Origin of the sequence: Pseudomonas sp. Irchel 3E13 (genome assembly GCF_900187455.1) — a bacterium.
In the GTDB taxonomy this organism is placed as follows: Bacteria; Pseudomonadota; Gammaproteobacteria; order Pseudomonadales; family Pseudomonadaceae; genus Aquipseudomonas.
In genome coordinates, this window is record NZ_FYDX01000020.1 from 71381 (window position 1) to 93684 (window position 22304).

Below are 22304 nucleotides of genomic sequence, written 5' to 3' on the forward strand. Positions count from 1 at the left end.
GGACCTGGTCATGAACGCACCGCAGCAAAGCCCTGAAATCGGTCGCGAAATCCTCGCCGCCGGCTACCGCACCAACCTGCATGATCAGGGCGAAGGCTTCCCGGCTCTGCTGATCCACGGCTCCGGCCCCGGCGTCACCGCCTGGGCCAACTGGCGCGGGATCATTCCGCAGCTGGCGCAGACGCGCCGGGTGATCGCCCCGGACATGCTCGGCTTCGGCTACAGCGAACGTCCGGCCGATGGCAAGTACAGCCAGGCGCGCTGGGTCGAGCATGCCATCGGCGTGCTCGACGCCCTCGGCATCCAGCAGGCCGACATCGTCGGCAACTCGTTCGGCGGCGGGCTGGCACTGGCACTGGCCATCCGTCACCCCGAGCGTGTGCGCCGGCTGGTGCTGATGGGCAGCGTCGGTGTGTCTTTCCCCATCACCGCAGGACTGGAAACAGCCTGGGGCTACACGCCGTCGCTGGCCAACATGCGCAGGCTGCTCGATCTGTTCGCCCACGACCGCACCCTGGTCAACGACGAGCTGGCCGAGCTGCGCTACCAGGCCAGCATCCGCCCCGGCTTTCAGGAGTCGTTCGCCGCGATGTTCCCGCCGCCACGGCAGAACGGAGTCGACGATCTGGCCAGCAACGAGACCGATATCCGCGCCCTGCCCAACGAAACCCTGGTCATCCACGGCCGCGAGGATCGGATCATCCCGCTGCAGGCTTCGCTGACCCTCGCGCAGTGGATTCCCAACGCCCAGCTACACGTGTTCGGCCAGTGCGGCCACTGGACCCAGATCGAACACGCCGAGCGTTTCGCCCGCTTGGTCGAGAATTTCCTCGCCGAGGCCGACGCCCTCCATTCCTGAGAGAGACCGATATGGACAAGACATTGATCAACGAACTCGGCGACGAGCTCTACCAGGCGATGGTCCAGCGCGAGACCGTCACGCCGCTGACCAGCCGCGGCTTCGACATCAGCGTCGAGGACGCCTACCACATTTCCCTGCGCATGCTGGAACGGCGCCTGGCCGCCGGCGAGCGGGTGATCGGCAAGAAGATCGGCGTCACCAGCAAGGCCGTGCAGAACATGCTCGGCGTGCACCAGCCGGACTTCGGCTACCTCACCGATGCCATGGTCTACAACAGCGGCGAAGCCATGCCGATCAGCGAGAAGCTGATCCAGCCGCGCGCCGAGGGCGAGATCGCCTTCATCCTCAAGAAGGACCTGATGGGGCCGGGCGTGACCAACGCCGACGTGCTGGCTGCCACCGAATGCGTGATCCCCTGCTTCGAAGTGGTCGATTCGCGCATCCAGGACTGGAAGATCAAGATCCAGGACACCGTGGCGGACAACGCCTCCTGCGGGCTGTTCGTGCTCGGCGACCAGGCCGTCTCACCGCGCCAGGTCGATCTGGTCACCTGCGGCATGCTGGTCGAGAAGAACGGCCAGCTGCTCTCCACCGGCGCTGGAGCGGCTGCGCTCGGCTCGCCGGTCAATTGCGTCGCCTGGTTGGCCAACACCCTCGGCCACTTCGGCATCGGCCTGAAGGCCGGCGAAGTGATCCTGTCCGGCTCGCTGGTTCCGCTGGAACCGGTCAAGGCCGGTGATTTCATGCGCGTCGAGATCGGCGGCATCGGCAGCGCCTCCGTGCGCTTCATCTGATCGAGGACAGCCTGATGAACAAGAAACTGAAAGTAGCGATCATAGGCCCAGGCAACATCGGCACAGACCTGATGATCAAGGTGATGCGCAACGCACAGTACTTGGAAATGGGGGCCATGGTGGGTATCGACCCGGCCTCCGATGGCTTGGCCCGTGCTCAGCGCATGGGCGTGGCGACCACCCATGAAGGCGTCGAAGGGTTGATCAACCTGCCGGAATTCGCCGACATCGATTTTGTCTTCGATGCCACTAGCGCCTCCGCCCATGTGCAGAACGATGCCTTGCTGCGTCGTGCTAAACCCGGCATCCGCCTGATCGACCTGACCCCGGCGGCCATCGGCCCCTACTGCGTACCGGTAGTGAATCTGGAAGAGCACCTCGCCAAACTCAACGTCAACATGGTCACCTGCGGTGGCCAGGCCACCATCCCTATGGTCGCCGCGGTCTCGCGTGTGGCCAAGGTGCATTATGCCGAAATCGTCGCCTCGATCGCGTCGAAATCGGCTGGTCCCGGCACTCGCGCCAATATCGACGAGTTCACCGAGACCACCAGCAAGGCCATCGAAGTGATTGGCGGCGCCGCCAAGGGCAAGGCGATCATCGTCATGAACCCGGCCGAGCCGCCGCTGATCATGCGTGACACGGTGTTTGTACTGTCCGAAACCGTCGACCAGGCACAGGTCGAGGCCAGCGTAGAGGAGATGACCAGCGCCGTGCAGGCCTACGTGCCGGGCTATCGTCTCAAGCAGAAGGTGCAGTTCGACGTGATTCCCGAATCCGCGCCGCTGCATATCCCAGGCCTCGGCACATTCAGCGGTTTGAAGACCTCGATCTACCTCGAAGTCGAAGGTGCCGCCCACTATTTGCCGGCCTACGCCGGCAACCTCGACATCATGACCTCCGCCGCGCTGGCTACCGCCGAACGCATGGCGCAGTCGCTGCTGAACGCCTGAGGACCGAACCATGACCTTCAACCCCGGCAAGAAACTCTATATCTCCGACGTAACCCTGCGCGACGGCAGCCATGCGATTCGTCACCAGTACTCGATCCAGAATGTTCAGGACATCGCCCGCGCGCTGGACAAGGCCCGTGTCGACTCCATCGAAGTGACCCACGGTGATGGCCTGCAGGGCTCCAGCTTCAATTACGGTTTCGGTGCGCACAGCGACCTGGAGTGGATCGAGGCCGCCGCCGATGTGATCCAGCACGCCCGGGTCACAGTGCTGCTGGTACCCGGAATCGGCACCGTGCATGACCTGAAAGCCGCCTATGACGCCGGCGCCCGCTCGGTGCGCGTGGCCACACACTGCACCGAGGCGGATGTCTCGCGACAGCACATTGAGTATGCCCGTGAACTGGGCATGGACACCGTCGGCTTTCTAATGATGAGCCACATGATTCCGGCTGAGCAACTGGCAGCGCAAGGCAAGTTGATGGAGACCTACGGCGCACAGTGCATCTACATGGCCGATTCCGGTGGCGCGATGAACATGAACGACATCCGCGACCGCATGCGCGCTTTCAAGGCGGTGCTGAATCCGCAGACCCAGACCGGCATGCATGCGCACCACAACCTCAGCCTCGGCGTGGCCAATTCCATCATCGCGGTGGAAGAGGGCTGCGACCGCATCGACGCCTCGCTGGCTGGAATGGGCGCTGGCGCCGGCAACGCGCCGCTGGAGGTGTTCATCGCCGCCGCGGAGCGCCTCGGCTGGAACCATGGCACCGATCTCTACACGCTGATGGACGCCGCCGACGATATCGTCAGGCCGTTGCAGGACCGTCCGGTGAGAGTTGATCGCGAAACCCTCGGCCTGGGTTATGCCGGGGTCTACTCCAGCTTCCTGCGCCACGCCGAGGTGGCAGCCGCGAAGTATGGGCTGAAGACCCTGGACATCCTCGTAGAACTGGGCAGGCGCCGGATGGTCGGTGGCCAGGAAGACATGATCGTCGACGTCGCCCTCGATCTGCTGGCAGCCCGCAAGGAGCAACAGGCATGAATCGTACCCTCAACCGCGAGCAGGTGCTGGCACTGGCCGAGCACATCGAGAACGCCGAACTGCAGGCCCATGACATCCACAAGGTCACCAATGATTATCCGGAGATGACCTTTGCCGATGCCTACGACATCCAGTGGGAAATCCGCCGCCGCAAGGAGGAGCGCGGCAACAAGATCGTCGGCCTGAAGATGGGCCTGACCTCCTGGGCGAAGATGGCACAGATGGGCGTGGAGACGCCGATCTACGGCTTTCTCGCCGACTACTTCAGCGTGCCCGACGGTGGCGTGGTGGATTGCTCCAAGCTGATCCATCCGAAGATCGAGGCGGAAATCGCGGTGGTCACCAAGGCACCGCTGGTCGGGCCTGGTTGCCATATCGGCGACGTGATCGCCGCGGTCGACTACGTGATCCCCACCGTCGAGGTAATCGACTCGCGCTATGAGAACTTCAAGTTCGACCTGATCAGCGTGGTGGCCGACAACGCCTCGTCGACCCGCTATATCACTGGAGGCCGCATGGCCAATCTCGAGGATGTCGACCTGCGCACCCTTGGCGTGGTGATGGAGAAGAACGGCGAGGTGGTGGAACTCGGTGCCGGTGCCGCGGTGCTCGGCCATCCGCTGTCCAGCGTGGCGATGCTCGCCAACCTGCTGGCCGAGCGCGGCGAGCACATACCGGCCGGCACCTTCATCATGACCGGCGGCATCACCGCCGCCGTCGCAGTAGCGCCGGGCGACAACATCACCGTGCGCTACCAGGGGCTTGGCAGCGTCTCCGCGCGCTTCGTCTGAGCCATCCGGCCGCCCTGCCCGGGCGGCCTCTTCTTCAGGAGGCACACCATGCCTATTGCCCAGATCCACATCCTTGAAGGCCGCAGCGACGAGCAGAAGGAAACCCTCATTCGGGAAGTCAGCGAGGCCATCTCGCGCTCCCTGGATGCGCCGCTGACCAGCGTGCGAGTGATTATCACGGAGATGGCCAAGGGCCACTTCGGCATCGGCGGCGAACTGGCCAGCAAGGTCAGACGCTGAAGTGGAGATGCCCAAGGGCACTTCGGGTCGAGGAACCCGACCTGCATTGGGACGCGGCCACGGAGAGCGCGGGCAAACGCCGGCACTATAGCCAGTGGAGTTTGTAAAACGCTATTTCAGAGCTTGGAGAGTGTCTAAGAAAGCCGGGGCGATGCCAACCCATCCCTTCTTCGGCTACGTTCGTAATCAAGCCACTTCCTTTTTGCATTGACGCAGGGTGTCGGAAGGCAACTCGCCGAACGCGCTCCTATAGTTTTCAGCGAAGCGTCCCAAATGTAAGAAGCCGTAGTCTAGGGCTATCTCAGTTATACTACGCACATTGGCACTGGGATCGTTCAAGCAGGCGCGGATGCTTTCGAGCTTGCGGTTGCGGATGTAGTTCTTCGGCGTGGTGCCGGCATGCTTCTCGAACAAATTGTAGAGCGAGCGTGGACTCATCATCGCCAGCTCCGCTAACCGCTCAAGGCTGATATTCCGTTTGAGATTCTCCTCAATGAATTGAACGACTCGCTCGAAAGACGGGTTACCTTTGCTGAAAATTTCACGGCTGACATTGCTGCCCAGCATTTCGAGCAGCTTGGAAGCGATGATCCCCGCATAGTGCTCTTGGACCCGAGGCATCGACTTTGTATGTTCCGCTTCGTCACAAACTAACCCGAGTAGATTGATAAAGCCATCGAGTTGCTGGAGATTGTGTCGCGCGGCGAAACGGATACCCTCCCTCGGCTTGTGCCAATTGTTGTCACTGCATGCCCGATCAAGGACCACTGAGGGCAATTTAACGATAAATTTCTCGCAATCTTCTGAATAGGTCAGGTCGGCTTGGTCATCCGGATTGAGCAGCAATAGTTCGCCCGGCGCAAAATAGTGCTCCTGGCCATGGCCACGCCACAGGCAATGGCCTTTGAGTATTATTTGCAGATGATAACAGGTCTCTAATCCAGGCGAGATTACCCTCACGCTACCGCCGTAGCTGATTCGACACAGGTCGAGGCATCCGAAGATTCTGTGGTGCAGCCTGCCTGCCGGGCGCCCGCCCTTGGGCAGGCGAATAGAGTGCGTACCGACATACTGGTTAACATAATCGGAGACTGCATAGGGCTCGGCGTGGACGAAGATCTGACTTTTCTCGTTCAATAAGCAAAAATCCATAGTTCACGGTTCTCTTATTTTAATGTGGGCTGCTTGGTGTGATGTAGAAAGGCGCCAAGTCGATGAAAATGCATCTCGACGTGATGCGTATACGGGTTACCCCCATTGCCACGTTGCGCCATCCTTTTTGCAATCAGTGACCACTTTTCCAAGCAAAAATAACGCCAAGCAGAACGAAGACGTTCTTTTTAAGAAGCGAGAACACCAGAAGTTCGTGCTGTCGGGGCATGCGGCGACGAATTGGCGGATAAAGGGGATCTGCGTTGAGGTGGATTTCAGTTAATCAATTGGTTAATCTTTCAGGACCACCTAAGCAAATGCTAAAGTGGCAGATGGAATGCTGAGCCGGCAAGCACAGGCCTTGACGTTGCAAGGTAGTCATGACCGCAGTGAGCCTCTGATGTTCCGCCGGGTGGATCATCCCGATAAAAACAAGAGGAAAACAAATGTCGCTTACATACAAACCCAAGATGCAGCATGAGGATATGCAAGACCTTAGCAGCCAGATCCGTTTCGTTGCCGCCGAAGGCAAGATCTGGTTGGGAGAGCAGCGCATGCTGCTAATGCAGCTATCTACGCTGGCCAGCTTCCGTCGCGAAATTATCAGCTTGATCGGCGTCGAGCGGGCCAAGGGTTTCTTCCTGCGGTTGGGCTATCAGTCCGGCCTGATGGATGCCGAGCTGGCACGCAAGCTGCGGCCGGCCATGCGCGAGGAGGAGGTGTTCCTGGCTGGGCCTCAATTGTATGCGCTCAAGGGGATGGTCAAAGTACGCTTGCTGACAATGGATATCGCCATCCGGGACGGACGTTTCAACGTGGAGGCCGAGTGGATTGATTCCTTTGAAGTGGATATCTGCCGAACTGAGCTGGGCCTGATGAATGAGCCCGTCTGCTGGACGGTGCTAGGCTATGCTAGCGGCTATGGTTCGGCATTCATGGGCCGCAGAATCATTTTCCAGGAAACTAGCTGTCGCGGGTGCGGTGACGATAAATGCCTTATCGTCGGCAAGACCGCAGAAGAGTGGGGCGATGTCAGCAGTTTCGAAGCCTACTTCAAAAGCGACCCGATCGTAGACGAGCGCTACGAGCTGCAGACCCAGGTTGCCAACCTGCGCAACCGCCTGAAGCAGTACGATGGGCAGTATTACGGCATTGGCCATTCGCCAGCCTACAAGCGCATCTGTGAGACCATCGACAAGGCTGCACGCGGCAGGGTTTCGGTCCTGCTACTGGGTGAGACTGGGGTGGGCAAGGAGGTAATCGCGCGCAGCGTGCATTTGCGCAGTGAGCGCGCAGAGCAACCCTTCGTCGCGGTGAACTGTGCGGCAATTCCGCCGGATCTGATCGAGTCGGAACTGTTTGGTGTCGATAAGGGCGCCTATACGGGCGCGGTCAATGCACGCGCTGGACGTTTTGAACGGGCCAACGGCGGCACCATCTTTCTTGATGAGGTGATCGAATTGACGCCGAGGGCCCAGGCCACCCTGCTACGGGTATTGCAGGAAGGAGAGCTAGAGCGGGTCGGCGGCGACCGCACGCGAAAGGTCGACGTGAGGTTAATCACCGCAACAAACGAGAACCTGGAAGAGGCGGTCAAGATGGGGCGCTTTCGCGCAGACCTGTTCTTTCGGCTGAATGTTTTTCCCGTGCATATCCCGCCGTTGCGCGAGCGCGTGGAAGATATCCCGCTGCTGGTCGAGCATTTTCTTAGAAGGCACCATAAGGAATACGGTAAGAAGACTCTTGGCCTGTCTGATCGAGCGATGGAGGCCTGCCTCCACTACCAATGGCCAGGCAATATCCGCGAGCTGGAGAACGCCCTTGAGCGCGGGGTGATTCTTACCGAGAGCAACGAAAGCATCAATGTCGAGTCGCTGTTCCCGGGGTTGGCGACGGCTACCGAAGGCGACAGGCTATCGAGCGAGGGCCGGTTGGAGGAGGAGTCCGGTGACAGTTGGTTTAGGCAAATTATCGACCAGGGCGTCAGCCTCGAAGATCTCGAAGCGGGTTTAATGCGCACGGCCATGGACCGTTGTGGGCAGAATATCTCACAGGCGGCGCGGTTGCTGGGATTGACCCGCCCGGCAATGGCCTATCGACTTAAGAAGCTTGACCCCAGCTTATCTGTGAAAGCAATGGGCCGATAGCTGCTTTGCGCCAGGTTTGGGCCTTTCTAAGGTCCTTCGCGGATTCTGGGGAAAGAGCGAGTTGACAGGCAGGGGAGTGGGTAAATTGGCAGTCGCTCAACATCCCAACCTCCACACCCTGCTGTCGCCGTGCATCCTATTGATCTTGCCGCTTTCTGGCCAGGCTACGACGTCGTCGCCTCTCGCCCCAGGTTGTGTGAAAACGGGCTGGATGCAGTTAACTGAACGCTATGCAAACAGATTCCATCTCTACCAACGCATTTTCACAAGCACCTACGAGATCTCGCACGCAGTAAAGTCTCCATCCCTTACCCGATCCCCACTTGGCAGCGACCGTTTCAAGCGAAAACTCTTCCTCCAGCGTTGCCCGAGCCCAATCATCGTGCCCGATCTCAGCGATCAGTTGCGCCTGGTAGACCCGTAAAAATGGAAGCAAGCTTTTCGCTTGTTCTACATCTATGAGGACAAAGTCTGCTGTATCGAGTTGCTGTTTAACATTCTCGACCAGTTCGTGAGCCTGCAATGGGAGTGCATCTAACACTGCCTCCAAGGCTGATCCCGATTTGTCGGCACTTTGGAACGTACCGCAAATGATGTTCCCTCCTGCCATATCCTTTTCCCTGTCGTGACTTCGCAGCCTAGATTAGGCACCTCGCGATCAAGTGTCTATCGTCAACTCTTCGCTAATTTATGCCCGTCGTGAGCGACCCATTGGTCCCAGGCTTGGTGAAAAACTCCCCAGATTGTCTAACCTTCTGATCGTCGAGATCGTATCGAGGGCGATCATGAAGCGATTCATTGAGGGTGAGACTCGGACGCAGGTGACGCTTGAATCGCCCCTGGTTTCCTAGACACCTCCAAGCCTCATAATTGCCCAAATAGGAGGAGCCATGAGTCGTCAATGCCCGGTGCGCATCAGAGAGTTAAGGCATTACTTGAAGGAAGCACACCCCTGAAGCGCTCATGAGATCATAAGGATCAGGCTCAGCTGACTACCTTAGAGGTGGTCAGTTGAATCTCATTAAACGTAGCATCCTTTCTTGCCGACCGAAGCAATCGCGGATCGCGTGCGTCAGGCCCGTTTAGCATGCGTGTCGCTGTCACTCGTGCAATGAAGACGGCGACTATTTTGATGCCGACTGGGCGAAATCGCTGCCCGTTGATTTGAACGCAAGAGGACTCATCAGTTGGAGATGCCGCCAGGGATCATCGCGTCATTACTGATGTGCGACTGATCGGACGTTGCGGCCCGCTAAGCTAGAGTGAAAAACAAAAGGCTCAGTAGCAACGACCCCGCCTTCTTTGTCTGGCGGACAATGTGGAACGGGTTTCAGGTGAGTGCAAAACAGCGCTGGTTGATCAAGGTTGGACCTATAGCTCGCTGGTGATACTCCGATTCATCGGTTTCGAAATAAAGCGCGAGTTCGATCCTGCCCAATGTCCTGCGCGCGCTCTTTTCATGTATTCACCAGAGACCTCGAAACTGATTGATATCTGCTGTTTGTGAATAACGATACTCCTCAGGTGAAAAGCGTCCCTGTGGACCAAACAGTAAATCGGCCGTTAGATTTTCGAGATAGGTGATCGCCGCCGGTTGCGCATATCGCATAAAGTACTCGCGCTGTTCCGCAGATAGACAAGCTCGGTGTTTCAGACATGTTCTCACCATTTCCGCCAGTACATAGCCGCGTATGTCGTATCGCTCATCCATGGCGCAAAGGATGGTTCGATAGCATAAGTGATAGTTCGGTTTCTGGCCGGTCTGTAGGTAGGCGTCGTTACTCATCCTTGGCTCCCGGCCTGCCAGGAGGCCAGAAATTGCAGCACCTGCTCAGCTTGGCCCTGACTGACCAGTTGTTCCGCAGTTCGCCCTTCGAAAGTTAACAATTGATCTTGGCGGAACCAGCCAATGGCTTGCTCGACAGTAACTCCGGTCTCAGTCACCGTCAGAACCACCCGTAGGACATCTGTTATGAAGCGTAGCGCTGCTTCGGAGTCAGGCATGGTTGCACCATCTGACTGGCTTTGGCGATAAGTAGTGAGGTAAACGTCAAACTCAGCTGGGTTGAGGCCAAAGACCTTGGCGTAACGCTCCCCTGGAGAGGTTGTCCCTTTCGTGTTGCATAGGTAATCAGCCAGTTCTGCAGCCGACAGCGCGGTTAACTGAAATGCCTCTTGGTTCATGACTTGTTCCCCTCGCGACCTTTCGTTAACAGCATGCCCCCAAATCAACAGTAAGCAAAGCCATAGCTTTGTGGTTTTTATGGTCGACGTGGCAAGGGCGGTCGTTCAGCGGAATCGTATGTACGTCACGGATGTGGAGCTTTCAAGCAACGGCTTGGAATCCCCCAATGACACAGTAGACACAGAAAGGGCCAGGTTGAACGACTAAGGCCGCGTGATGGCGGTGGGCGGCCTGGAACTAATGTTTAGGGAATGTGCGGCAGGGTCGATTTGGGGGATTGACTTACCGCTTTTTGGTCTTTTCAGTTCTGATCACTAGTAGTGGTGCGCAGCGCCGGTTCGCAAGATACCGGAGACCGGCAGGTCCATGAAGTCGTGGTAGAACGACATACCGGTCATGGACCCCGAAACGACTGAGCAGCCGTGGTAACCGCGATCACGGGAAATGATCTTTTTCTTCTTCGGCAGACCACGCAGGTTGTTGTAGTACCACACCAGCTTGGCTTGGGTTTCGTTGGCGTCGGAGCCCGACAGGCCGTAAAACACCTTGCTCATCTTGCCCGGGGCCATTTTTACCAGCCGATCGGACAGCCGCGCCAACTCGTCGGTGGTGTGCGCGGCATAGGTATGGTAGTACGCGAGCTTGTGGGCCTGGCGGGAGATGGCTTCGGCTACCTCGGTGCGGCCGTAGCCGACGTTCATGCAATACAAGCCGGCGAAGCCGTCGATGTACTCACGGCCGGTCGCGTCTGTGATGGTGATACCTTTGCCGGTCTCGACGATTGTTGGGTCTCCCAGTTTCCCGGAAGCGAAGTCCTTCAGGTGGGTGAACGGGTGCAGTACCGCGCCACGATCCTGGGCCGAAATGAGGTCGATCTTTTGCTTGTCCATGGTTGTTCTCCTGTTATTTGATCAAAGGCCGCCGACGCAGACGTATTTGAGTTCCATGTACTCGGCCAGGCCATGTTTTGAGCCTTCCCGGCCCAGGCCGGACTGTTTCCAGCCACCGAAAGGAATCGGTGCGCCGGTGAATTTCGGCGTGTTGAGCGCGACCATGCCGTACTCCAACTGCTCGGATACTTGATCGACAAGAAGACCGCACTGGCCAACTGGCCAACAACATCACCACCCTGGAACAGTTGAAAGATCCGAAGGTCGCCGCGTTGTTCGGCTCCAGTGGCAAGGCCGAGCTGACCAGCTGCGACCCGGCGTGGAGCTGTGGCAAGGTGATCGACTACCAGATGAAGGCGTTCGAACTGACCGGCACGGTGCGCCAGGTGCGTGGCAAGTACGAGGCGCTGATGGCCGACGTGGTGACCAAGGTCAAGGGCGGCAAACCGGTGTTCTTCTATGCCTGGAGCCCGTCGTGGGTGACCAATGCGCTGGTACCGGGTAGCGACGTGCTGTGGCTGCCTACGCCCAAGGACGCGCTGCCCCCGGACATTCCCAACGACGGCTCGGCGCTGGTCAAGGACGTCGAGGGCTGCGCCGGCGATGCCAACCCGTGCCGTATGGCCATGGGCTCGTGGAACTACCACACGGTGGCGAACAAGCAGTTCCTCGCCGACAACCCGGCGATCCGGCAACTGATGCAGCAGGTGCATTTCCCCACTGCCGTGTGGTCGCAGTGGGAGGCAGCGATCGGTAAGGAGGGCGGCTCGCCGGAAATGATCCGCAAGCTCGCCGACCAGTGGATCGGCGCCAACCAGGCGCAGTTCGATCAGTGGATCGCCGCGGCCAAGTGACAGTCACGCCGGGGCGGCTGGCGCCCCGGCACTTATCCAGTATCGAAACGGAGAACCTTGCATGAATCAGGAACTGTTTGAACGCGGGCTGCAGACCCGTCGTGAAGTGTTGGGCGACGCCTACGTGGACGCCGCCCTGGCCAACGCCGATGAGTTCGGCATGCCGATGCAGGAACTGGTGTCGCAATACTGCTGGGGCGATGTATGGAACCGGCCGGGCCTGGACCGGCGCACCCGCAGCCTGCTTAACCTGGCGTTCATGACTGCGCTCAACCGGCCCCACGAGCTCAAGCTTCACATTCGTGGCGCGCTGAACAACGGGGTGAGCAAGGACGAGATCCGCGAGGTGTTCCTGCAGGCGGCGATCTACGCTGGGGTGCCGGCGGCAGTGGACAGCTTCCGCTGTGCCCGTGAGGTGTTCCAGCAGGGTTGATGCCCTGGCACGGGGCTCTCGCGTCAGCGCTATCGCGAGTTCGCCCCGTGACTCAGCCGCTGCAGGCACACTTCCAACCCTCCCCACGGTGATATTCATGGACTACCGCTACTTGGGCCACAGCGCCCTGAAGGTCTCCCCCTTGTGCCTGGGTACCATGATGTTCGGCGGCGCGACCGACGAACCGACCGCCCAGCGCATCATTGCCCACGCCCATGCCCAGGGTGTCAACTTCATCGACACCGCCGACGTTTACACCGGCGGTGCCGCCGAGTGTATCGTCGGCCGGGGCATCGCCTCCCAGCGCGACGACTGGGTGCTGGCCAGCAAGTTCGGCTCACCCGTCGATACTGCCCCGAACCGCCAGGGTCAGTCGCGCAAATGGATCAACCAAGTCGTCGAAGCGAGCCTCAAGCGCCTCGGCACCGACTACCTCGACATCCTTTACTTCCACCGTGCCGTTCCCGGTGTGACCTTGGAAGAAGGCGTGCGCGCCGTCGGCGACCTGATCCGCCAGGGGAAGGTACGTTATTTCGGGGTGTCAAACTTCCGCAGTTGGTACATTGCCGAAGTGGTGCGTCTGGCCGACGATATGGGCCTGGACCGGCCGGTGGCCAGCCAGCCGCTGTATAACCTGGTCAACCGCAGCGTTGAGGTCGAGCATTTGCCTGCCGCCCATCACTACGGTTTGGGTGTTGTGCCTTACAGCCCGCTGGCGCGGGGTGTTCTGACCGGCAAGTACGCTCCAGACGGCCCGCCACCGTCGGACAGCCGGGCAGGGCGCGGCGACCAGCGCATCCGCCAAACCGAATGGCGGCGCGAATCCCTGCACATTGCCCAATCGGTCGCCGCCCACGCCGCCTCGCGCGGCACCAGCAGCGCTGCCTTTGCTCTGGCCTGGGTCCTCAACAACCGCTGCGTGAGCTCGGTCATCGCCGGGCCTCGCACCGAGGCGCAGTGGTACGGTTACCTAGAAGCATTGCAGGTGCGTATCGAGGAGCAGGACGAGTGCTTCGTCGACAGCCTGGTACCGCCCGGGCATTGCTCCACGCCGCACTACACTGACCCTAGCTACCCGGTCGAGGGGCGTTTCAGTTCTCCCTTGCCTCGGCGGTAATGTCCCGCCGATCGTAAGCTTCACTTGGATGGCGAGCAGACCAACTTGCTGGCGCTCAATGCCGATATTGACGCTACCCGGCCAGGCCACCGAGGCCGGGGTATGAGGCGAAGTAGGGCAGCAAACAGGCGATTGGCCAGCGGGCTGTGGTGGTAACGTTCAACCCTGCAGCGTTGCCATTGAAAGGTCAGAAAGCGTGCTCGCCAAAGTATCCATGTCTTCTCCACAGCGGATACCCATTCAAATACCCTTTCCGCACAAATCATTTGCCAGTCGGGTGGTTTTCAGCGCGCCCCCGAAAGGCCAGCATGACCTCGTCGGTCCTTCCAGATGCAAAGGGGAACGGGCCATGTTCTGACTCTGTTCGGTCCATTGTACTGGTCTTCAACCTCTGGGTGGCTCAGGTTTTTAGACTGGTCGCGGGTCGCAACACCTTAGACTGAGGTTCATATGCCCGCTGCTTTCGCCATGCTCATCGGTGCACAACTGCTGGGGGAAATTGCCCGGCGCCTGTTCCATCTGCCGTTACCTGGGCCAGTGATTGGTATGTTCCTGCTCGCAGTGGCACTGGTCACTTTTGCCAACCATTGGATTGTCCCAAGTGATGGGGCACCGGCGCCGTTGACGCAAGTGGCGCAGTCGCTGATCGGTAACATGGGATTGCTGTTTGTACCGGCTGGCGTAGGTATTGTGGCCGAGTTGGGTGTACTCGAGCGAGACTGGATACCGATTGCGGTCGGCCTTCTAGTTTCTACACTGCTTGGCCTGGTGGTCACTGGCTTGGTGATGCATCACCTGACGCGTCTGGCTGAACGGCGTCAAGCATCGGCGAGTGAAGAGGATCGGGCATGATTAGTTCATTGCTTGCGTTATGGACACCATTGGCAGTCTCTCCTCTGTTATGGCTGTCGCTGTCGTTGTTAGCCTTCGTGGTCGGTCAACAGGTGCAACGTCGATGTGCAGGGGCCGCCTGGGCGAATCCCGTGTTGATAGCCATCGTATTGATGGTCGTGGTACTGCAAGCGACCGGGACCGGTTACGACACCTACTATTCTGGTGCGCAATTCATCAATTTCCTCTTGGGACCAGCAACTGTCGCACTTGCGGTACCACTCGCACTTAACCTCAGCCATGTGAGGCGCAGCTTGAGTGGGGTAGGGTTGGCCCTCCTGGCCGGTTCGCTCACCACGACGCTCAGCGGTGTTGTGCTGGTCTGGTTACTGGGAGGGGATCGGAGTGTGGCGCTTTCTATGGCACCCAAATCGGTCACTACGCCAATCGCCATGGCATTGTCGGAGGAGGTTGGTGGAGTCCCCGCACTGACCGCCAGCCTGGCCATTGCCGGGGGAATCGTAGCCGCAGTCTTGGGGCGGAGTGTGTTGGGTTGGCTACGTGTCGACGACTGGCGTGCCCATGGGCTGGCTGCTGGGGTCGCCGGCAGTGGGGTAGCCGCCGCGCAGATTGCTCCGCTCAGTGGGTTGGGGGCTGCGTTCGCGGCGGTCGGCATTGGCCTTAATGGACTGTTGACCGCAGTGATCGTCCCCCTGATCAGTTCCCTGTGGCCTGCCTGAGTGTTGCTTTACCCCTATACGGGGTAATGCGCCGGGTATGGCAGGCGGGCAACGCCTGACTCGACTGCAGCCTTGGCAACTGCGCTCGAAATCGCTACCAGCAAGCGGGCATCCATCGGTTTGGGCAAGATGTAATCCCGGCCAAATGCCAGACTGTCCAGTTGATAGGCCTGCAGTACGTCACTTGGGACCGGGGTTTTGGCCAACTGTCGCAGTGCCTCTACCGCCGCAATTTTCATCGCTTCATTGATATGTCGAGCCCTCACATCCAGGGCACCACGGAAGATGAATGGGAAGCCCAGCACGTTATTCACTTGGTTGGGGTAGTCAGATCGACCGGTGGCGATGATCAGATCGTCACGCACGGATTTGGCCAACTCAGGGCTAATCTCTGGGTCAGGGTTGGAGCAGGCAAACAGGATTGGCCTCGCTGCCATATTGCCGAGTGCCTCAGGGGTCAACAGGTTCGCACCAGAAAGACCCAAGAATACATCGGCGCCTTGCAAGGCCTCGTCCAGGGTGCGTGCTCCTGAGTCATTGGCGAATGCCAACTTGTGCGGATCGAGACCTTCACGACCAGAGTGGATCACGCCTTGACGGTCCAGCATATACAGCTTGTCGCGACGGGCGCCGAGTGCAACCAGCAGGTTCATGCAAGCGGTTGCTGCCGCACCGGCACCAAGACAAACGATGCGAGCGTCCTCTAAGCGCTTGTCCTGGATTTCTAGCGCATTGAGTAGACCGGCCGCAGTCACGATCGCCGTACCATGTTGGTCGTCGTGGAAGACAGGGATGTCGCACAGCTCAATCAATTTCTGCTCAATCTCGAAGCAGTCCGGCGCCTTGATATCTTCAAGGTTGATGCCACCGAACGTGTCGGCTATGCGTGCCACGGTATCGATAAACGTCTCGGGCGTCGTGGCCTTGACCTCGATATCTACCGAATCGATGTCCGCAAAGCGCTTGAAGAGCAGTGCTTTACCCTCCATCACTGGCTTACTGGCCAGCGGGCCGAGGTTGCCGAGGCCGAGGATCGCCGAACCGTTGCTGATAACGGCGACCAAGTTGCCCTTGCTGGTATAGCGGTACGCATCATCTGGGCAGGCAGCGATAGCCCTTACTGGCTCGGCGACGCCTGGGCTGTAAGCCAAGGCAAGATCGTTGGCGGTGTTGGCCGGCTTACTCAGTTCGATACGGATTTTCCCTGGCGTGGGATGTTCATGATAGTCCAGGGCTGCTTGCTTGAAATTGGAGGTCATGGGTTCTCACCGATCATGATTGGGGTGGAAAGGCGCCGGTGAACCCGGCGCCCGGTGGGTATCAGTGCACCAGCATGCCGGTGAACACGTATGCCTGGGACAGGGTGATCAGACCGATGATGGCGGCAAAGATCAGGCTGTGCTTCAAGGTGAAGCGGAACAGATCCGACTCCTTGCCGACGATGCTGGTGGCAGCACATGCCACAGCGATCGACTGCGGCGAGATCATCTTGCCGGTTACGCCGCCACTGGTATTGGCAGCGACCAGCAGGGTGTCGCTGACGCCAATCTGGTGCGCGGTGGTGGCTTGCAGCGAGCCGAACAGGGCATTGGACGAGGTGTCGGAGCCGGTCAGGAATACCCCCAGCCAGCCCAGGAACGGCGAGAAGAACGGGAACGCCGCGCCAGTACCGGCCAGCACCAGCGCCAAGGTGGTAGACATACCGGAATAGTTGGTGACGAAGGCGAAAGCCAGCACCATGCCGATGGACAGGATCGGTAGCTTGAGTTCGACCAGGGTCTCCTTAAAGCTGACCAGTCCGGTCTTCCAGTTGATGCGCAGGACAAACATCGAGACCAGCGCCGACAGTAAGATTGCACTACCACCCGCCGACACCAAGTCGAACTTATACACCGCCGCCATTGGGGTGGGTTGGGCGACGATGGGTGCGGCCTTCATCACCAGTTGGTCCAGGTGCGGAATCTTGAACATCAGCACCAACTGCTCGAGCGCGCCACCTGGGGCGAACATCGCCTTGAATGGTTTGAGCGTCCAGATGGTTACCAGCACAGTGAGGATCAGGAACGGCGACCAAGCCTTGAGGATCTGCCCGAAGCTGTACGGCGACGGCGTACCGCCGCGAGGGCCGGAGAAGCCGCCCATGACCGCCGCACCGCCGGACACGCTGACCACCTCACGATCGGCGGCACGGGTCGGCTGCCAGACCTTGAGGAACAGCGTCAGCGAGACGATACTGACCAGCGCCGAGGTGATGTCCGGCAGTTCCGGGCCGATGTAATTCGAGGTCAGGTACTGGGTGATGGCAAAGCTCGCGCCGGCCACCAGCGCGGCAGGCCAGGTTTCTTTGACGCCGCGCCAACCGTCCATGATCGCTACCAGCCAGAACGGTACGATGACCGAGAGCAGCGGCAGTTGGCGTCCGGCCATGGCGCCAATCTTGAACGCGTCGATGCCAGTCACTTGCCCAGCGACGATAATCGGCACACCCAAAGCACCGAAGGCCACCGGTGCGGTGTTGGCGATCAGGCACAGCCCTGCGGCGTACAGCGGATTGAAACCCAGCCCCACAAGCAAGGCACCGGTGATCGCCACTGGCGCGCCGAAGCCGGCCGCACCTTCGAGGAAAGCCCCGAAGGAGAAGCCGATCAGCAGTACCTGCAGGCGCTGGTCATCGGTGATCGACAGCACCGAGCTGCGAATCACCTCGAACTGACCGCTTTTGACCGTAAGCTTGTAGAGAAATACGGCCGCGACAATGATCCAGGCGATTGGCCACAGACCATAAGCGAAGCCGTAACCGGCAGCGGCAAAGGCCATGTCCAAGGGCATGTCGTAGGCCAGGGTGGCGACTAGGATCGACAACACCAAGGTAATGGTGCCGGCGATATAGCCTTTCATGCGAAAGACGGCGAGAGCAATAAAGAAGAAAATGATCGGGATCAGCGCGACCAAGGCTGACAAGCCCAGGCTGCCGAGGGGAGTGTACATCTGTTCCCAAGTTTGCATGTTAAAAGCCTCTTTTTATTGTTGATAGCTTGTAAGGGTGATGCGGATGTTTCGACGGGGTTAGCTGGTCGAATGTGTATGACGGTGAGCAATGCCTCCTCGCTGGCAAGCCAGATCCTGTCGGCACTGGATGCTGCGAAAACGTTATTTGGGATCTCCCACAGACGCGGTGCAGTCATGTGGGAGTGAGCTCATCAGCGACGGGCAGGTACGGGTTCAGCGAGCCTGTTTGAAGCGTAACCGCCAGGCATGGAGCAGCGGCTCTGTGTAGCCACTTGGCTGCTCACGTCCCTTGAACACCAGGTCACAGGCGGCGCGGAAGGCATGGCTGCTTTCAAAGTCCGGCGCCATCGGGCGGTAGGCTTGGTCCCCAGCATTCTGCCCATCGACCACCTGAGCCATGCGCTCCAGCGCTGCACGGACTTGGCCAGTGCTAACCACACGATGGTGCAGCCAGTTCGCAATATGCTGGGCGGAGATACGCAGGGTGGCGCGGTCTTCCATCAAACCTACGTCGTGGATATCGAGCACTTTGGAACAACCAACGCCCTGTTCGATCCAGCGCACTACATAGCCAAGGATGCTCTGGCAGTTGTTATCCAGTTCTGCCTGGATCTCGGCCGGGCTCCAGTTGCGATCGACACTGACCGGCACACTGAGCAGGCCTTGCAGCAACTCGGCGCGCTGGCTGTCCAGGTCGATGCGTTCCAACTCTTGTTGCACTTGACGCACGTCTACTTGGTGGTAATGCAGCGCATGCAGCGTCGCGGCGGTAGGCGAAGGTACCCACGCAGTGTTGGCGCCGGCCTTGGGGTGAGCAATTTTCTGTTCAAGCATGGCTGCCATCAGGTCCGGCATGGCCCACATGCCCTTGCCGATTTGCGCCCGTCCACGCAGGCCACAGTCCAGCCCCACCAGTACGTTGTTGCGCTCATAGGACTGGATCCAGGGAGTCGACTTCATGTCGCCCTTGCGCAGCATGGCGCCGGCTTCCATGGTCGAGTGCATCTCGTCGCCCGTACGGTCGAGGAACCCGGTATTGATGAACACCACTCGGTTGGCGGCTTCGGCGATGCACGCCTTGAGGTTGATGCTGGTGCGGCGCTCCTCGTCCATGATGCCCATCTTCAAGGTATGAGGGGCCAGGCCAAGAAGATCCTCAACTCGACCAAACAGCCTGTTGGCAAATGCTACCTCAGCAGGGCCGTGCATCTTGGGCTTCACGATATAGACGCTGCCGCTACGCGAGTTGCCGCGGCGGCGCAGGTCGTGAACGGCTGCAAGGCTAGTGATTACGGCATCGAGAATTCCTTCGGGAATCTCCTGACCTTCCTGATCGAGGATGGTTGGGGTGCTCATCAGATGACCAACGTTGCGCACGAACAGCAGCGAGCGCCCCGGCAGGGTTACTGGTTTACCGTCGCGGCCCTGGTAGGTGCGGTCAGGGTTCAGGGTACGCGTGAATGCCTTCCCGTTCTTGCTCACGGTTTCAGTCAGGTCGCCCTTCATCAGGCCCAGCCAGTTACGGTAGACAGCCACCTTGTCATCGGCATCGACCGCGGCCACTGAATCTTCGCAGTCCATGATGGTGGTCAAGGCCGACTCCAGCACCAGGTCCTTGACGCCAGCGGCATCGGTGCTGCCGACTGGGCTGGTCGGGTCGATCTGGATCTCCACGTGCAAGTCACGATGCACGAGCAGTACGACGGTCGGTGACAATGCTTCGCCCTGGTGACCAACGAATTGATCCGATTGGGCCAAACCGATCGCTTCACCGCTATGCAGCGATACCCGCAATTGACCATCCACTACCTGGTAGGCGCTGGCATCGACGTGAGAACCGCCCTGCAGGGGGAAGGCCTGGTCGAGGAAGGCGCGGGCGAACGCAATGACTCGAGCGCCACGCACCGGATTGTATCCAGGCCCCTTGCTGGCGCCGCCGTCTTCGGCGATGGCGTCGGTGCCATACAGGGCATCGTACAACGAGCCCCAACGGGCATTAGCGGCGTTGAGCGCATAGCGTGCGTTCATCACCGGCACCACCAACTGCGGGCCGGCCTGCACTGCTACCTCACGGTCGACATGGTCCGTGCCGACCTTAACCTTTTCAGGTTGTGGCAGCAGATAACCGATGCAGCCAAGGAAGCGCTGATAGGCCTCCATGTCCGTTACCGGCCCGGGGTGGGCGCGGTGCCAGGTATCCAATTCGCCCTGCAAGTGAACACGCTCGGCCAGCAAAGCGCGGTTGCGCGGCGCCAGATCGTGCACCAGGGCATCGAGCCCCCTCCAGAAATGATCCGACGTAATCTCGGTGCCGGGGAGCACCTCATCCTCGATGAAGTGCTTGAAGTTCTCAGCCACCTGCAAACGCTGGCATGGCACGCGCTCGGTCATTCTCGTCTCTCCTATCGCTTGGTTCATCTGTTCTTGAAGCCGCGCTCAGAGCGCAGCGATCCCGGCTGCAGCCACTTGGGCATCCTGTTCGGCCTTCACTCCGGAAACGCCCACGGCAGCAACCACTTGCCCGTCCACCCGCAGCGGAAGGCCCCCTTCGAGCGATGTCAGCAGCGGTGCGCTGACAAACGCGGTGCGCCCGCCGTTGACCATTTCCTCGTAACCCTTGGTGTCGCGTCGGCCGAGCGCTGCGCTGCGAGCCTTTTCGGTGGCGATGTAAGCAGCGATGGGGGCGCAACCATCGAGGCGCTCGAGGGCCAGCGGGTGGCCGCCGTCATCGACTACGGCGATACACACCGCCCACTGGTTACGCTGCGCCTCTTCGCGTGCGGCAGCGAGGATGCGGGCGACTTCGGCTTGTTCGAGCACAGCTTTGCGTTGCATGGTGTTCTCCTGGCTAGTGCTTCTTGCATACTGCTATGCGTTGCATGGCACTAGGTTTTCTGTGGCTATCAGTCTGGATGAGGCTTGTTAGCGGCAGAACACTTGGAAAGCGTTTTCTGCCGATACAAAAGGTATCGAATGGCACTTCGGGAACTCCCACGGACGGAACGTAGCGCCGTGGGAGATCATCGGAGTCACCTAAACGAGTGCTTCTTCCACCAGTTCAATCCAATGGCGCACAGGTGTGCGTCCAGCGCCGTCGAGGTGGGTCTGGCAGCCGATGTTGGCGGTGACGATAACTTCCGGATTGCCGCTTTCCAGGGCGTTGAGCTTGTTGTCGCGCAGTTGAAATGACAGTTCCGGCTGAGTCAGCGAATAGGTGCCTGCCGAACCGCAACACAGGTGACTGTCAGGCACGGCGGTTAGGCTGAAGCCCAGTCGCTCAAGCACACCTTCAACAGCGCCACCGAGCTTTTGTGCATGTTGCAGAGTGCAGGGGCAGTGGAAGGCCAAGCGACGATCGCCGTGGATACCCAGCCGTTCCAATGGCTCGTCGCGCAACACCTCGACCAAGTCACGAGCCAGAGTACTGACCCGCGCGGCCTTTTCGGCGTATGCAGGGTCGTCTTCGAGCAGATGGCCGTAGTCGCGCACAAAAGCGCCGCAGCCACTGGCCGTCTGTACGATGGCTTCGGCACCTGCCTCGATAGCTGGCCACCAGGCATCGATATTGCGCCGGGCGCGTTCCAAGCCCTTTTCTTGAGCATTGAGGTGGTAGTCCACTGCACCACAGCAACCGGCTTCGCGGGCCGCAGTCACAGAAATGCCCAAGCGGTCAAGCACACGTGCTGCCGCCGCATTTGTGTTGGGCGAGAGGGCAGGTTGCACGCAGCCTTCGAGCATTAGCACACGACGTGCATGCAACAGTTGAGGACGAGGCTTAGCCGGGTGCGGATGGCGCGGTAGCTTGGCTTGTAGGGTTTGCGGCAGCAACGGACGGAAGGCTTTGGCGGTGCTGGTCAAGGCCCTGAACAGTGCAGGACGCGGTACCACTGCACGCAGGCCCTCACGCAGTAGCCGCTGGCCCAGCGGGCGAGGCACCTGTTGCTCAACCACGGCGCGGCCGATGTCGAGCAGGTTGTGGTACTGAACTCCGGACGGACAGGTGGTTTCACAGTTGCGGCAGGTCAGGCAGCGGTCCAGGTGAGCTTGGGTCTTGGCCGTGACCGGCTGGCCTTCGAGCACCTGCTTGATCAGGTAAATGCGTCCGCGTGGACTATCCAACTCATCGCCCAGCAGTTGGTAGGTGGGGCAGGTGGCCGTGCAGAACCCGCAATGCACGCAGGAGCGCAGAATACGTTCGGCTTCCTCTGCACGGGGAAGACTTTTGGCTTGTTCGCTCAGATTAGTTTGCATGGTGCAC

At 59.7% G+C, this 22304-nt stretch carries 22 protein-coding genes and 1 pseudogene; 12 read left to right on the forward strand and 11 right to left on the reverse strand.

What is annotated here, in order from left to right; genetic code table 11:
* Positions 1 to 10: 10 nt before the first annotated feature.
* From CKW37_RS28110 to CKW37_RS28135, 6 genes are read left to right on the forward strand one after another with little or no spacing between them, the layout of a single operon-like run.
* A complete protein-coding gene (locus CKW37_RS28110) occupies positions 11 to 859 on the forward strand; it encodes an alpha/beta fold hydrolase (RefSeq protein WP_045633701.1) in 849 nt (282 codons plus the stop codon).
* 11 nt (positions 860 to 870) lie between these two features.
* The gene (dmpE, locus tag CKW37_RS28115; RefSeq protein ID WP_045633702.1) at positions 871 to 1656 is read left to right on the forward strand and encodes a 2-oxopent-4-enoate hydratase; all 786 of its coding nucleotides are present in this window, start codon (positions 871 to 873) and stop codon (positions 1654 to 1656) included.
* Between the two features lie 14 nt (positions 1657 to 1670).
* Positions 1671 to 2609 carry an acetaldehyde dehydrogenase (acetylating) gene (locus tag CKW37_RS28120; RefSeq protein WP_095159414.1) on the forward strand — a complete coding sequence of 313 codons (939 nt, stop codon included), beginning with the start codon at positions 1671 to 1673 and terminating at the stop codon, positions 2607 to 2609.
* A gap of 10 nt (positions 2610 to 2619) precedes the next feature.
* Positions 2620 to 3657 (forward strand): 4-hydroxy-2-oxovalerate aldolase, encoded by a 1038-nt coding sequence (gene dmpG, locus CKW37_RS28125; RefSeq protein WP_011005904.1) that lies wholly within the window; start codon positions 2620 to 2622, stop codon positions 3655 to 3657.
* Positions 3654 to 4448 carry a 2-oxo-3-hexenedioate decarboxylase gene (gene dmpH, locus CKW37_RS28130; protein ID WP_095159415.1) on the forward strand — a complete coding sequence of 265 codons (795 nt, stop codon included), beginning with the start codon at positions 3654 to 3656 and terminating at the stop codon, positions 4446 to 4448. The genes dmpG and dmpH overlap by 4 nt, the downstream gene beginning before the upstream one ends.
* Before the next feature lie 48 nt (positions 4449 to 4496).
* The gene (locus tag CKW37_RS28135; RefSeq protein WP_011005902.1) at positions 4497 to 4688 is read left to right on the forward strand and encodes a 2-hydroxymuconate tautomerase; all 192 of its coding nucleotides are present in this window, start codon (positions 4497 to 4499) and stop codon (positions 4686 to 4688) included.
* Positions 4689 to 4874: 186 nt separating this feature from the next.
* Here the strand turns inward: CKW37_RS28135 and xylS are convergent, their stop codons facing one another.
* On the reverse strand, positions 4875 to 5840 hold the full coding sequence (gene xylS, locus CKW37_RS28140) for a XylDLEGF operon transcriptional activator XylS (RefSeq protein ID WP_011005901.1): 966 nt from the start codon (positions 5838 to 5840) through the stop codon (positions 4875 to 4877).
* Between the two features lie 446 nt (positions 5841 to 6286).
* On the opposite strand from xylS, the gene CKW37_RS28145 reads away from it, so the two are divergent.
* Complete coding sequence (locus CKW37_RS28145; RefSeq protein ID WP_095159416.1) at positions 6287 to 7987, forward strand: sigma-54-dependent Fis family transcriptional regulator; 1701 nt, start codon at positions 6287 to 6289, stop codon at positions 7985 to 7987.
* 217 nt (positions 7988 to 8204) lie between these two features.
* Here the strand turns inward: CKW37_RS28145 and CKW37_RS28155 are convergent, their stop codons facing one another.
* The 5 genes and pseudogenes from CKW37_RS28155 to CKW37_RS28175 all read right to left on the reverse strand — a co-directional run.
* Complete coding sequence (locus CKW37_RS28155) at positions 8205 to 8597, reverse strand: hypothetical protein (RefSeq protein WP_011005898.1); 393 nt, start codon at positions 8595 to 8597, stop codon at positions 8205 to 8207.
* Positions 8598 to 9452: 855 nt separating this feature from the next.
* Positions 9453 to 9773 carry a hypothetical protein gene (locus CKW37_RS28160; protein ID WP_023102075.1) on the reverse strand — a complete coding sequence of 107 codons (321 nt, stop codon included), beginning with the start codon at positions 9771 to 9773 and terminating at the stop codon, positions 9453 to 9455.
* Positions 9770 to 10171 carry a hypothetical protein gene (locus CKW37_RS28165; protein ID WP_004577320.1) on the reverse strand — a complete coding sequence of 134 codons (402 nt, stop codon included), beginning with the start codon at positions 10169 to 10171 and terminating at the stop codon, positions 9770 to 9772. Before CKW37_RS28165 ends, CKW37_RS28160 begins: the two co-directional genes overlap by 4 nt.
* A gap of 315 nt (positions 10172 to 10486) precedes the next feature.
* Positions 10487 to 11062, reverse strand: coding sequence for an aminotransferase class III-fold pyridoxal phosphate-dependent enzyme (locus CKW37_RS28170; protein WP_004577321.1), 576 nt, complete (start codon positions 11060 to 11062; stop codon positions 10487 to 10489).
* Positions 11063 to 11083: 21 nt separating this feature from the next.
* Positions 11084 to 11254, reverse strand: a pseudogene (locus tag CKW37_RS28175) (aldehyde dehydrogenase family protein); the annotation flags it as partial.
* Positions 11255 to 11310: 56 nt separating this feature from the next.
* Here CKW37_RS28175 and proX point away from each other — a divergent pair.
* The 5 genes from proX (at position 11311) to CKW37_RS28200 (ending at position 15037) form a co-directional block, all read left to right on the forward strand.
* Positions 11311 to 11916 carry a glycine betaine/L-proline ABC transporter substrate-binding protein ProX gene (proX, locus tag CKW37_RS28180; protein ID WP_004577323.1) on the forward strand — a complete coding sequence of 202 codons (606 nt, stop codon included), beginning with the start codon at positions 11311 to 11313 and terminating at the stop codon, positions 11914 to 11916.
* 61 nt (positions 11917 to 11977) lie between these two features.
* The gene (pcaC, locus tag CKW37_RS28185) at positions 11978 to 12349 is read left to right on the forward strand and encodes a 4-carboxymuconolactone decarboxylase (protein ID WP_004577324.1); all 372 of its coding nucleotides are present in this window, start codon (positions 11978 to 11980) and stop codon (positions 12347 to 12349) included.
* A gap of 97 nt (positions 12350 to 12446) precedes the next feature.
* Complete coding sequence (locus tag CKW37_RS28190; RefSeq protein ID WP_004577325.1) at positions 12447 to 13466, forward strand: aldo/keto reductase; 1020 nt, start codon at positions 12447 to 12449, stop codon at positions 13464 to 13466.
* Between the two features lie 450 nt (positions 13467 to 13916).
* Positions 13917 to 14318, forward strand: coding sequence for a CidA/LrgA family protein (locus CKW37_RS28195; protein WP_004577326.1), 402 nt, complete (start codon positions 13917 to 13919; stop codon positions 14316 to 14318).
* Positions 14315 to 15037 (forward strand): LrgB family protein, encoded by a 723-nt coding sequence (locus CKW37_RS28200; protein WP_004577327.1) that lies wholly within the window; start codon positions 14315 to 14317, stop codon positions 15035 to 15037. Before CKW37_RS28195 ends, CKW37_RS28200 begins: the two co-directional genes overlap by 4 nt.
* Positions 15038 to 15051: 14 nt before the next feature.
* On the opposite strand, the gene CKW37_RS28205 is transcribed toward CKW37_RS28200, so the two are convergent.
* The 5 genes from CKW37_RS28205 to glcF form a co-directional block, all read right to left on the reverse strand.
* Positions 15052 to 16296, reverse strand: coding sequence for a malic enzyme-like NAD(P)-binding protein (locus CKW37_RS28205; protein WP_004577328.1), 1245 nt, complete (start codon positions 16294 to 16296; stop codon positions 15052 to 15054).
* Between the two features lie 61 nt (positions 16297 to 16357).
* Positions 16358 to 18043 carry a lactate permease LctP family transporter gene (locus tag CKW37_RS28210; protein ID WP_004577329.1) on the reverse strand — a complete coding sequence of 562 codons (1686 nt, stop codon included), beginning with the start codon at positions 18041 to 18043 and terminating at the stop codon, positions 16358 to 16360.
* A 216-nt stretch (positions 18044 to 18259) separates the two neighbouring features.
* Complete coding sequence (locus tag CKW37_RS28215) at positions 18260 to 20437, reverse strand: malate synthase G (RefSeq protein WP_004577330.1); 2178 nt, start codon at positions 20435 to 20437, stop codon at positions 18260 to 18262.
* 45 nt (positions 20438 to 20482) lie between these two features.
* Positions 20483 to 20881, reverse strand: a complete 399-nt coding sequence (locus tag CKW37_RS28220) for a heme-binding protein (RefSeq protein WP_004577331.1) — start codon at positions 20879 to 20881, stop codon at positions 20483 to 20485.
* Positions 20882 to 21079: 198 nt separating this feature from the next.
* Positions 21080 to 22297 (reverse strand): glycolate oxidase subunit GlcF, encoded by a 1218-nt coding sequence (glcF, locus tag CKW37_RS28225; RefSeq protein WP_004577332.1) that lies wholly within the window; start codon positions 22295 to 22297, stop codon positions 21080 to 21082.
* Positions 22298 to 22304 lie beyond the last annotated feature (7 nt).